This window comes from Acidobacteriota bacterium (assembly GCA_040754075.1).
Lineage (GTDB): Bacteria > Acidobacteriota > Blastocatellia > UBA7656 > UBA7656 > JBFMDH01.
This window is the reverse complement of record JBFMDH010000001.1, coordinates 218,775-231,264: the sequence shown is the minus strand read 5'-3', so window position 1 is coordinate 231,264 and position 12,490 is coordinate 218,775. Positions and strand designations below refer to the sequence as shown.

8 protein-coding genes are annotated in these 12,490 nt (G+C 50.6%); 1 reads left to right on the top strand and 7 read right to left on the bottom strand.

Annotation, left to right across the window (positions count from 1 at the left end):
- Nucleotides 1-28: 28 nt before the first annotated feature.
- Together AB1757_00925 and AB1757_00920 are read right to left on the bottom strand one after the other, a co-directional pair.
- Nucleotides 29-403 carry a hypothetical protein gene (locus tag AB1757_00925; GenBank protein MEW6125597.1) on the bottom strand — a complete coding sequence of 125 codons (375 nt, stop codon included), beginning with the start codon at nucleotides 401-403 and terminating at the stop codon, nucleotides 29-31.
- 47 nt (nucleotides 404-450) lie between these two features.
- Nucleotides 451-1,914 (bottom strand): APC family permease, encoded by a 1,464-nt coding sequence (locus tag AB1757_00920; protein ID MEW6125596.1) that lies wholly within the window; start codon nucleotides 1,912-1,914, stop codon nucleotides 451-453.
- A 249-nt stretch (nucleotides 1,915-2,163) separates the two neighbouring features.
- On the opposite strand from AB1757_00920, the gene AB1757_00915 reads away from it, so the two are divergent.
- The gene (locus AB1757_00915) at nucleotides 2,164-3,855 is read left to right on the top strand and encodes a M28 family peptidase (GenBank protein MEW6125595.1); all 1,692 of its coding nucleotides are present in this window, start codon (nucleotides 2,164-2,166) and stop codon (nucleotides 3,853-3,855) included.
- Between the two features lie 193 nt (nucleotides 3,856-4,048).
- Here the strand turns inward: AB1757_00915 and AB1757_00910 are convergent, their stop codons facing one another.
- From AB1757_00910 to AB1757_00890, 5 genes are all read right to left on the bottom strand, one after another.
- Nucleotides 4,049-4,402, bottom strand: a complete 354-nt coding sequence (locus AB1757_00910; protein ID MEW6125594.1) for a histidine triad nucleotide-binding protein — start codon at nucleotides 4,400-4,402, stop codon at nucleotides 4,049-4,051.
- A 178-nt stretch (nucleotides 4,403-4,580) separates the two neighbouring features.
- Entirely contained in the window at nucleotides 4,581-5,840 is a 1,260-nt protein-coding gene (gene murA / locus AB1757_00905; GenBank protein ID MEW6125593.1) for a UDP-N-acetylglucosamine 1-carboxyvinyltransferase, read from the bottom strand.
- Nucleotides 5,841-6,053: 213 nt separating this feature from the next.
- Nucleotides 6,054-8,360 (bottom strand): AAA family ATPase, encoded by a 2,307-nt coding sequence (locus AB1757_00900; protein MEW6125592.1) that lies wholly within the window; start codon nucleotides 8,358-8,360, stop codon nucleotides 6,054-6,056.
- Nucleotides 8,361-8,450: 90 nt separating this feature from the next.
- The gene (locus AB1757_00895; protein MEW6125591.1) at nucleotides 8,451-9,050 is read right to left on the bottom strand and encodes a hypothetical protein; all 600 of its coding nucleotides are present in this window, start codon (nucleotides 9,048-9,050) and stop codon (nucleotides 8,451-8,453) included.
- 76 nt (nucleotides 9,051-9,126) lie between these two features.
- Nucleotides 9,127-12,453 (bottom strand): AAA family ATPase, encoded by a 3,327-nt coding sequence (locus AB1757_00890; protein MEW6125590.1) that lies wholly within the window; start codon nucleotides 12,451-12,453, stop codon nucleotides 9,127-9,129.
- Between the last annotated feature and the right edge of the window lie 37 nt (nucleotides 12,454-12,490).

The following is a 12,490-nucleotide window of genomic DNA, read 5'->3' as shown; positions in this document are numbered from 1 at the left end:
TATCGAAATAAAAGTCTTTCGCGGGACATCAGCTAGGCGTCGGTTTGCCGTTTACTACCAGCACCATGCGCTCTTTCATCAGGCGGGTTTGAAAATCCATCTCCTGCGTAGCATTCGCCGGGCGGTCTGAATAAATCGGTGATTCCGACAATTCAAGCGGCACATTGCCCAAATTTCGCACGCGAAAATAATGCGCCACCTCTTCGCCAACAAAAATATCGCCGAAATTGTATTTCGTCGCGTCAATATCGAAAACCGGCGCGGGCTTGGCTTTGCCGCCTTGCGCCAGGGCTTCGATGTCGGCAACTGAAATTGCAAAACCGAGCGCCACTATCAAACAGACAACCGATGGATGACAGCGAAACGGCTTATCCAGTAAATCGAACAGCTTTTGTTTAAGCATAGGTGAAATAGTAAAGAGGCTTCGGCAATGTTTCAAGGCGGGAAATTTCAATCGGCGCTTTCCGGTTCCAAAGCCGGTTCACTGCTTTGACGGTTTCCCGCCAGTTTAAATATGCCGATGCCAATCATATTGGCAATGAAAATCACGCCGGTAATTTTCAAGGCAAAGGTTGCGCGACTTGCCACATTGATAATCGGGAAAACCGAAAGCACAACGTAAAGCAGGGTCATCAAAAACCCCGATAGCGAAACCATTTTTAACCATCCCGGAAATTTCACATTGGCGTGTCTGAGTCCAATAAGCGGGATGGCAAACATCACCAAGTATGTCAGCGCATAAAAAATTCCTGCGGCATTTTGCAATAGTTGAAATGCCTCCTGTTCGCCTACACCAACCAGTCCCGCAAGCCCCATGCTCAAGGTAATCGCGGCAACCAGCAGAATCGAATTCACGGGGGTTTTGCGGGTCGCGTGCAGGCGCGTAAACCATTCGGGTAATAATTTGTCCCAACCGGCAACCATCGGCAACCGTGAGTTTGCCGAAAAATTGACGCTCGCCTGCGCAATACGCATGGCAAGCACCATTAAAATCGCCAGCGACACTACACGCACTGCAATGCCGAAGGGTTGAAAACCGATGCTTAATGCCTGCGGAATCGGACCAATCAAATCAATCTCATCAATCGGAATCAAAGCCAACATCGAACTCGTTCCCAGAATAAACATCACGGCGATGATCGGCGCAGCAATGATGACCGAACGATTGATGCTGCGCACCGGGTCGCGACATTCGCCCGCAAAGGTCGCCATATACTCGAAGCCGCCGAGCGCGCCAAATCCCATCTTGCCCAAAATATTTAAATTGAGTAGCGTCACTGCCGGGATGCTGATTTCCAGCGGGTTATAAGCAGGAATCGTCCCTTTCGCGACATTCAAAAACGGCAAAGCGATGAGCGCCGCAAATATAATAATCATCATCACACCGCCCGCATTATGCACCCATTTACCGACGCCAAGTCCGAGGATTGAAACCAAAGTCAGCGTCGCAATGACGAAAATACTGGCAGCGGTAATAAACCATTTGCTGCCCGCCATCCATTTCGCGCCGGTTGCATATGAGAGATTGGTGGCAAATTGCAGACCGATTTCCGAAGTCAATAAAATCACATAGAGCCAGAGATTCCAGGCGACCAGAAAGCCGACGAATTCATTGAAGCCGAATTTCGCCCACTGATATAAACCGCCTTCCAGCGGCATCAGTTTATTGAGATGAATCACCACGATTGCCGAAGGAATATAAAAAAGGGCAATGGCGGTGAGCCACAACAGCACATGGGCGTGACCGAGTTTTGCCGCCGCGCCAACCCAACCGAGTCCGACAATGAAAAGAATCTGAGTTAACACCAAATCCCATAGCCCAAGCTCTTTTTTGAAGACATCGCTGCGGGCTGCGATGCGCTCTTCGGCGTTGCGAAACTCAGCGGATAATTTTTCCTCGTCGTGCTGTGCCATTTGGTGGCGTGCAGCATAACCAACTTGCAGGGTTTATTCAACGAGCGAATGATTGTGCCGCATTCAAGATTTTTTGTATCCTTATGCCTTCTGTCAGCGTACAAGCTGTTTACTGCAATCATTAAAAGCTGGCTGTAATCGCATAGATGTCAGGAATCAGGAAGGTAACGGCAATCATTTGAAGTCTTCTGATTTGCATCTTCTAAGACAATCATCTGGCATCGCGCATCTTTTTGCTAAGGAGAATCTATGAATCGCATCAATAAATTTGCGGCGACATTCGTGTTACTGGCTTTAATTTCGTCGCTCGCTTTTTCAACCGCAGCGGATAAAAATAGCGCCAATGGTCGCGGCACCGTAAAAGCTGACGATTTGAAAGAATGGCTCGGCTATCTCGCATCAGACGAACTCGAAGGTCGTAACACCTTCAGCGAAGGACTCGGCATTGCTGCCGCCTACATCGCCGGGCAACTCAAATCCTGGGGCGTCAAACCCGGCGGCACCAACGGCTCTTATTATCAACGGGTCGCGGTGCTCGGCGTCAAAAGCGATAACCAATCCACCCTCACCGTTGAAGTGAACGGCGAGTCGCGCACTTTCAAAAATAAAGAAGGCATTAACTTTCCCGCGAATGTCGGTGGCAAACGCACCTTCACCGCAGACCAGATTGAATTCATCGGTTACGGCATCAACGCGCCGAACACTTCGTACAATGATTTCGCCGGTAAAGATTTGCGCGGCAAAGTTGCCGTGTGGATGAGTCAAACCGGACCGAAAGCCATGACCGGTTCGGCAAGGCGCGTGTTATTCGGGCGTTCGCGCGAAGCCATCACTCAGGGCGCGATTGCCAGTATCGGCGTGCAGGGTAATTTTCCGGGCGGCGGTCAAGCGCCGCAAAATGCCCAGGCGAATCCTGACGCGCCGGATTTCACGATTGCCGAAAAACTCGATAAACCCGTCCCGCCAGCGGTTTCGGTAAACGATGAGTTCTATGAATTTTTACTGAGCGCCGCAGATGTGAAATATGCCGACCTCAAAGACAAAGCCGCAAAAGGCGAACCGCTGCCGAGTTTCACTTTGAAAAATGTCAAATTCACCTTCAACCTCGATGCCGATTATCGCATCGTGCGCACCCAGTACACGCGCAACGTGGTCGGCATTATCGAAGGCACAGATGCGAAATTGAAAGATACCTATGTGGCTTTCGGCGCGCATTATGACCACGTCGGTTATTCGGAAGCCGAAATCAAACAGACTGAAAAAGGCGCGCGCTTAGCCAGAGGTCAGGGGCGCATTACGGAAGGCGCTGGCGCAGACCGCATCTGGAATGGCGCGGATGATGATGGTTCGGGAACCGTCGGCATTCTCGGCGTTGCCAAAGCGTTTGCAACGACCGCGAAACCGAAACGCTCGGTGATTTTCGTTTGGCACAGTGGCGAAGAGAAAGGCTTATGGGGTTCGCGTTACTATGTTGATTTTCCGACTGTGCCGGTTGAAAAAATCGTCGCCCAGGTCAACATCGATATGATTGGTCGCAACCGCGATAACAAATCCGAAGAAACGAGTACGGTCTACTGTGTCGGTTCCGACCGCATCAGCACGCAGTTTCACAACCTCACGGTTGATGCCAACAAAGCGTTAAGCAAACCGCTCAATTTGAATTATGAATTCAATGACCCGGCTGACCCTGAACAGATTTATTATCGCAGCGACCATTACAGCTACGCGGCAAAAGGCGTGCCGATTATCTTTTTAACTACGGGGTTGCATCCCGATTATCATGCCAATACCGATGCGCCTGAAAAAATCGAGTATGAAAAGATGGCAAACATTGCGCAGTACGCCTATGAAATCGGCAGGATGGTTGCCAACAACGATAAAGCTCCGATGCGTGACAACAAAGGGCCGCGCGTCGGCAAAGGTAGTTCAGGCAAATTGTAAAACCACCGGAAAACTCATTATTGAGAAAGCGGTCTTTAACTGATTGTTGAGAAAGCGGTCTTTGACCGCGTGACAGGTTGCGCATCAACCGACCGTTTAACCCAACAAATCATTTGGCGACCGCCACAAATAAAAAAAGCGGGGACTGGTGATGATTCCCCGCTTTTTTATTTGCATTTGTAGTGCAGAAATTTTAGCCCGGAGGCCAGGTCATATCGCGCCCACCCAGTAAATGAACGTGCAAATAATCAACGCTTTGACCGGCAGCCGCGCCTGTGTTGATGACCACACGATAACCGCTTTCGGCAATACCTTCTTTATTGGCGACTTTGGCGGCGGCAAATAACAAGTGCCCCAAAACTCGCTCGTCAGCTCGCGAAACATCATTGAGCGATTCCGGGTCAGTATTGCGTGGAATCAAAATAATATGCACGGGGGCTTGCGGATTGACGTCTTTAAAAGCGACAACTTCTTCGTCTTCGTAAACAATTTGCGCTGGCGCATCGCCTGTGATGATTTTGTGAAATATAGTGTCTTGTTCTGCCATTCGTAATTATCCCTCGCGACGATTATCAAACACGAACCTTTGTACAGTCAAACAAAAGTAGGCAGTAGGCAGTAGACAGCAGACAGTAAAAATTCAGTTTATAAAGATTTTTCAAAGGAAAAGGATTTATTTGGCGTTTTAACTGCCTATCGCCTGTTGCCGGTTGCCGACTATTTTTCTAACTCCTGAAGCGTTCGATTCGTCCGCCGACAGCGCGTAATTTCTCTTCGATTTTTTCATAGCCCCGGTCGATGTGATAGACGCGGTCAATGATGGATTCGCCTTCTGCCGCAAGCGCGGCAATCACCAATGACGCCGACGCCCGCAAATCCGACGCCTGCATTTTCGCGCCCGTCAATTTTTCGTTGCCTTCGACAATCGCCTGCCGCCCGCTGATTTTAATCTTCGCGCCCATTCTGAGTAACTCCGACGCATGCATAAAGCGATTTTCAAAAATGGTTTCGGTAATCACACTCGTCCCTTCTGCAAGCGTCATCAATGCCATGTACTGCGCCTGCATGTCGGTTGGAAAACCGGGGTGCGCCAGCGTCGTCACATCCGAATGTCGCAAAAGCTGAGCTGCTTTGACTCTCAGCGAAAAGGCATTGGTTTCTTCGATGACGACGCCGGTATCGCGCAATTTATAGATGACGGCGTGAATGTGTTGCGGATTGCAGTTGGTGATTTCGAGTTCGCCGCCGGTTATCGCCGCCGCTGCGATAAATGTACCGGCTTCGATTCTATCGGGAATAATCGTGTGTTCCGCGCCGCCCAAAGTTTTCACGCCTTGAATGCGCATCGAACTGCGACCCGCGCCTTCGATACGCGCGCCCATTTTGTTCAGGAGTTCCGCGAGGTCAACGATCTCAGGCTCACGCGCTGCATTGTTTAAAATGGTTTCGCCTTCGGCGAGCGCCGCCGCCATCATTAAATTTTCCGTGCCGGTGACGGTCACCGTATCAAAATCAATTTCTGCGCCGCGAAGCCTTTCAGCGCGCGCCACCACGTCGCCGCCTTCGAGCGATACGACTGCGCCGAGTTTTTCAAAGCCCGCGAGATGCAAATCAATCGGGCGTTGTCCAATCGCGCAACCACCGGGCAAACTCACCCGCGCTTCGCCAAATCGCGCCAGCAGTGGACCCAACGCCAGCACCGATGCGCGCATGGTTTTCACCAGTTCATAAGGCGCTTCAAAGAGTTCGACCTTTGAGGCATTGATTTTCAGGGTGCGCAGTTCGGGCATCAATGCCGTGCACCCTAAATCTTCGAGCAATCGCCGCATGGTGATGATGTCGCGCACATACGGCAGATTATGAAGCGTGACATTTTCAGCCGTGAGCAGAGCCGCAGCCATACACGGCAACGCCGAATTTTTCGCCCCGCTGATTGCCACGCGACCTTCAAGCGGACGCCCACCGATAATTCTGAATTTATCCATAGCAACTATTTTCCCTTCAAACCAATGATGAGCACAACGCAAACTGCAACAGAAATATTAAAACCAGGAGTACGGAACAAACGGAAATAACGGAACAAACGAAAAAAAATCAAATGAAGATTGGAAATTGTTTTACTCATCGCTGGTAATCGTTAAAAAGAAGATGTGCCGGAACTTGATTTGATAAATATCCTTCCGGTTGTTCCGTGCTCTCTATTCCGTATGTTCCGTAGTTGAAAAACGGATTTCGCCATTGAGGAAATCGGCTTGAATGGTTTTGCCTTTGCTCATCAGGTGTTCAAGCAGGAATCGCGAAAGCGGCGCAACGATCATCTGTTCAATGGTGCGTTGCAAAGGGCGCGCGCCATATCGCGCGTCATAACCGGCTTTCGCCATATATTCAATTAATCGTTCTGTCCAAATTAATCTGGTATTCGAGGCGTTTATCCCTTCGCGTTTGGCAATCTCAGCTAATTCTTTGCGCGTTACGTTGAGAATCGCTTCTTCGTCGAGCGCGCGAAAACCGACAACCGCATCCAGGCGATTAAAAAATTCCGGGCGAAAGAAAGTCATCACCTCCGCGGCAAAACCGCGCACATTGTGACCATCGAATCCGATGCTCGCGGTTTTATCTGCGCCGATGTTCGACGTCGCGATAATGATGGCGCTGCGAAATGAAGTGGTTCGCCCGTAACGGTCGGTGATGCGCCCTTCATCGAAAACACTGAGCAACGCATCGAAAACCGCTACGTCGGCTTTTTCGATTTCATCGAACAACACCACAACGAATGGTTGCTGGCGTACCCGCTGAATCAAATCGCTCGGCTCGCCATTGGGCTTGGTAATCAAACGTTCTGCCGCGCCGAAATCGCCATATTCGCTCATATCGAGCCGGATTAAGCGGTTGCGTTCTTCGCCTTGTCCGAACAGGTATTCCGAAATCGCTTTTGCGAGTTGGGTTTTGCCAACCCCGGTCGGCCCGCAAAACAGCAACACCCCAATCGGGCGTTGCGGGTCGTTCAACCCGGCTTTGAATGTAGTCACCAGATTTGCCGCAACTTCACAGGCGGCGCGTTGCCCGATGACCTGCTGTTCAAAAAATTCAACGATGTCATACTGGTTGAGCGGCAATTCATCGCGTAAAAAAAGTTCGGGGAGTCCGGTCTGCCGCACAAACTTTTGAATCAGGTCTTCGCCGGTGATTGCCGTTTTATGTTCAAGTTCGGCGCGTTCAAATGCCGAATGCAGAAAGGCAATGGCTTTTCCGGGGAATGCCTGATAAGGCGAGAAGCGATTGAACAAACGATAGACGAGTTCCGGCAGGATGCTTGCCGCCTCAATGCGATAATTGCGCTGATAAGTTTCCGAAGCGCGTTGCAAAATCGCAATCGCCTGGGCGCGATTGAACGGTTGCAGATTGAGAATTTGAAACAGGCTGGCAAATCCCGGCAATAATCTTCGGCAGGCATCGAGTTCGGTGGGCGTCGCTTCGCCTACGAGTTGCAATTCGCCGCGTTGCAGAAAGGGCTGTAAAAATGCCGCGATGCTGGCGCTCACTTCACCGCCTGCAAGGATTAAGTCCAAAATGCTGCCGACGCATAACACGCCATTGATTTCCGCAAGCTCATCAATGAGCGATTCAACCCGCTCTTCCCACTGACCGAGATAGCGCATCCCTGCGATGATGCGCGCGCCGCTGGTCAAATAAAATCGGTGTCTGGCTTTGCGCCCGGCGTTTTCTTCGTCATCGCCCGCAATCATATGCTGTTCAACTTCACGCACCGCGTTCACCAGCAAAGTGGTTTTACCGATGCCGCTGTCGCCGACGATGATGACGTTGGCTTTCTCTTTGCCGATGCGCTGGGCGAGGTCTCTAACTTCCGTGTCACGCTCCCAGGCGGCGGAAAATTGTCTGCGCAATCGTTTGTCGCCGAGGGGTTCGGCAATTTCGTTCAAGGTGTCAAGCGAGGGTTGGTATTCGTATCTGGTTTCTTTGCGTGAAACATTGATGACGATTTCATCAAGTCGATAATTTTTAGGCGGTAAGAATCTTGTGAGTTGTTGTGGGGCAAGACCTTTGAAACTCTCCTGCACATAGGTGACCGCCAGTTCTTTCAGTTTCTTTTCATCGTAGTAATAAAATTGTATGCCGAAAAGCGGCAGCACACAGATGAGCAATCCGGCTTGCTGTTTGCCGTGTACACAGGCAAAACGCAAGGCGAGGGTTTCTTCGGTCGGGTAAATATTTTTTTGTTTGCGGTCGCCGACAATTTCTTCAATGCGATATTCCGGGCGCACATCAGCGCGAAATTCGATGAGTTTGGCGTCGTGAAAATCGGGCGGCGCTGCCCAGGGGTTTTTCTCGTAGTGATAAGCGAGAAATTCTTTCAATTGAAAAACCGCTTCACTGGCACTGCGACCTATTCCCGCAAAAGTGTTATAAAAACCCTCGACCGGACACGCGGTAAAATATCCTTCGTGGTCTTCCCAGATTAAAATTGGAAAACGAAAACTCGGCATTCTTTCCTTTAACGTTTATAAGAGCGGGCGAAGGAGGTTCAATCTCAACACCTCAAATATCCTTGCCCGTTTTTTGATGTCCCTGAATGGCTAAACCAATATCCAATCCCTATCGAAGAGGTGTTCGATTATGAATTGTGATTTCCAGTTCAGCGCAAGTCGCGGCTTGCGCTTCGTTTCGGTTTTCAAATGCTCTTTAACCCATTTCAACCAGGGGTCGTTTTCATCTCGCAATTGTTCATTGGTTGGGCCAAGTGCGCTGATATTGGGCGTATATTCACTGTCGACTTTTTTTAAAAACAAGAGAAATTGCCCGCCTTGTTTATAGGTATTCGCAAAGCAACTTCCATCGCGACCATTCGGACGGACGAAGGTATAAGGTACAGGCTGTTCGTTGTAATCATCACTATCACTCAAATAACCATTGAGCAGGATGGTACTCGCGAGGTTTTTGCCTCTCAGTATTTCTTCAACCTTGAATTGAATAATTGAATCCGGCTCTCCCGTTGTCCGCATATTCGGATTATCAGGAACCTTTGCATACTTAACGGCGGTAGCCCGCACAATCACCTCTGCATTATCGAATAACTCATTAAACGTAAACGGGCCGGCGCGTGTACAGGCTTTCGCGGTCGGCGTGACCATCAACAATAAGGTCAAAAGGCTTGATAAAAATAAAAAGCAGTACATGAAGTTCCTCATAATTACCTCCGGTTTTTTATCATAAGCCTTCCTCGCTCTATTCAACCACTAAACACATAACCGGCTACCGGCTACCGACTACCGATTGCATCTCCATTGGCAATGGCAAAGCCGCAAGTAACAAGGCGCGCAGTTCTTTCGTCGTCGGCATCTTGAGCGTCATCAGTCCTGAGCGTAAATCAAGCGTCGCGCCGTTCTCTTCATAAACCCGAATAACCGATGCCTCGTTTAAATCGGTTTCGTTGGTATCGACCGGCTCGCTTAATCGCCTCTTCTGACTTTCAGCAAACCGGCGAATCGTCGCGGCTGCGGAATGGTCAATTACCGGCAAGACGTGAATTTGCAACGGCACGAGTTGTTCTTTAGCCGTGTAAAACAGGTGAGCGCCGGTTTCGGGTTTAGCCAGCGCCAACACATTTACGCCTTGAATCAACACGGCATCGCTGTGCAAAGCCGCCGCCTCCTGATTGCCGGTCAATAACTCTGCGCGGCTTCCCAGTTTATAGGTAAAGAGTTCGTGATAAATTTTTGCCAGCCGTTCACGCTCGACTTTAAAGGCTTCGTCCAGCGATTGAATCAACATCAATGCCTGATGGGTTGAAACCTCATCGTTGCTTTGCGCAATCACCTCAAGCAAGGCGGTCTCGCGCGTTAACTCTGAAAGGTAATCTTCGAGGCGTTCACCATAGGGTTGGGCAGTGGTTAGCAGTTCGCGCATCAACTGACGCACATCACCCGCTTCAATCAATCGTTGCCATAAATCTCCGACGCTTACCTGACGCAAAGTGAATTGCGAAGCCGCAATGCTGCGACCGCGTGAACGCGACACCAGTGGCTTTCCGGTTGGTTTGATTTTTGCCGCGACCTTTTCACAAAGTTCACGCGCCCGGCGCGCCTGTTCGCGAATTTGAAAATAGGCGAGTTGTGTAGCATCCACGGCATCGGGATTGATCAGCCCTTGCGGACTCATCTTTGCCGCCTGCGATTCAATGCGGTCAACTGCGGCTTCCGCAAGCTCAACAATCTGTTTTGGCGCAACCCCTTCAATCAACCTTGCGCTCTCATCATTCAACGTTGCGCCTTTCAATGAATCGACCGTAACTTTTAGCTCACTTGCCGCCGGATAAACTTTAATGAGCGTGGGCGCATCGGGTTTAAGAGTCGCAAGTTGTCTTGCCACCGGTTGGGTCAACTCGCGTTCAAGCAGGCGTTTCAGGGCGCGCGCTCCGAGTTGTGGGTGATAACCTTCCTCAACAATGCGCGCCATTGCCCGTTCATCCACCTGTAAAATACATTTGCGGCGCACCAATCCTTCACGCGCAAAAACCTGTTGAATCAACCCTTCGGCAATCTGCATCACCTCTTCGCGTCCGAGCCTTGCAAACGGCACGATGCGGTCGAGGCGATTGAAAAATTCCGGCTTGAAAAATTTCTCGGCGGCTTGCGTATAAACCTGCCCATCGCGTTCTCTGTCACGATGAAAGCCCAGATTTTTCGCAGCCTCTTTGACGCCGAGGTTCGAGGTTAAAATGACCATCGCGTTGGTAAAATCGACCGTTCGTCCGAGCGCATCCGTAAGCCGCCCGTCACCCATTACCTGCAATAAAAGATTGAAAACATCCGGGTGCGCCTTTTCGATTTCATCAAACAACACTACCGAAAACGGTTGCCGCCGCGCGGCGCTGGTGAGCAATCCTTCGGGTTGATGGAATGTGCCGACCAGTCTTGCCACCGCATAGGGCGACGAATATTCATTCATATCGAAACGAATAAGTTTATCGCCATCGCCGTACAGATATGCCGCAAGCGATTTCGCGCATTGGGTTTTGCCAACCCCTGTGGGTCCTAAAAACAGAAACGACGCGAGCGGGCGGTCTGGGTCATTGAGCCGCGCCTTTGCCATCGACACCACATCCGCACAGGCAGCAAGCGCCGCCTCCTGCCCGATGACCGTATTGCCGACCGCTTCGATTACCTCTTGCCGTGTGAGTTTGTTTTCATCATTCAAAAAATTCAAGCTGAAACCGCTTTTCGCGTGAAACTCCTGTAATACTTCATCGCGGGTGACGCGCTCGTGGCGATATTTGACGGCGAGTTGTTGCAGGAAAATCGCCGCCTTGCCGGGGAACACCGCATCGCGTGTGTAGCGTCGCTGCACATCCATCACTGTCGGAAAAACATCCGTAGAAAAAGTGGCGCGATGTTTGCGCTCAAGCTCGCGCATCAAATGCAGAAGAATGCGAAAGGTTTTATCTTCATCGGGTTCTTTGACCGGCAACAGATGAAAGGAATCGGCAAAGCCGCGGTCGCGTTCCTGAAATACCCGAAAGGCTTCGGGAGTGATTTCGCCAAGGATGCGCACTTCGCGTTTTTCTACATAAGGTTTTAAAACATCGGCAACGCTTAGAGAAGAACTGGCGCTCTGCCCGGCTTGATAGAGTCCGAGCAAATCATCGAAGTAGAGAATGTGTTGCTTTTTTTTCGCAACTTTCAAAATCGCCAGCAGACGGTTTTCCCACTGCCCGACGTAAGACATTCCCGAAATCAACCGTTGCGGCGCAATCAACCACACTTGATTTTTCGCGTCGAATTTCGAGTGACGTTGGCTCACAGCGCGATGCACATATTCGTGAATGATCGCCGTCTTTCCGACCAGGCGTTCGCCGATTAACAGCACCGGGCGTTTGTCCTGCGATTTCAAAATCGCGGTCAAGGCTTCAGTTTCCGTCTCCCGAAAAATCACCCGCTGCAAATCGTCCGGGTAAAGATAATCGAGGCATCGCCCGACGCGATTGAGTTCTTCCGCGCCATCCATCTGCGGCGCTTCGCCAAGCAGGGCAAAGAGATTTTGCACAAGCTTGGGCGCGCGCGCCGGTGGATTGATGCTGATGTCGAGCGTCGTTACCCAGGCTTTACCGCTGACCGAAAAGGCTTCGGGTCTCAGGGCATCGTTGCCTTCGCGTTTCTGTTTCTGGCGAAAGTAATGCGACAGAACTTCGGTGGCGCGGTTGACTAAGGTTTCGCCGCGATGAATCTCAAACCATAAATCGGCAAGCGCCGGAGTAAAAGCAATTTTGCGCCCCACCGTTTGCATGACGACAAATAGAAAATTGCACTCGGCTTTTCGACTGCCGAGGTCGAGCGTGAGTTTCAAAAAGCGGTCTTCGAGGTCAGGCGCGAAACCAAATTTTGAAAGTTGGTCGTGACGCATCGCCTTACCGAGTCGGTCACACTCGTGGCGAATCTTTTGCGCCAGCTTGGTGACGGCGCGATTGAGGTCTTCGCCCTGCACTTCGATATAGGGGAAAAACAGCGGGCGCAGAATATGCGTCGGCGGCAAGGTGTCTTGCGGCGCAGGTTTTTGAATGTAAATCGGAAGCGTTATGTTCACAGCGGTTTTAAATTGCTTTTACTATGAGTTATTGATA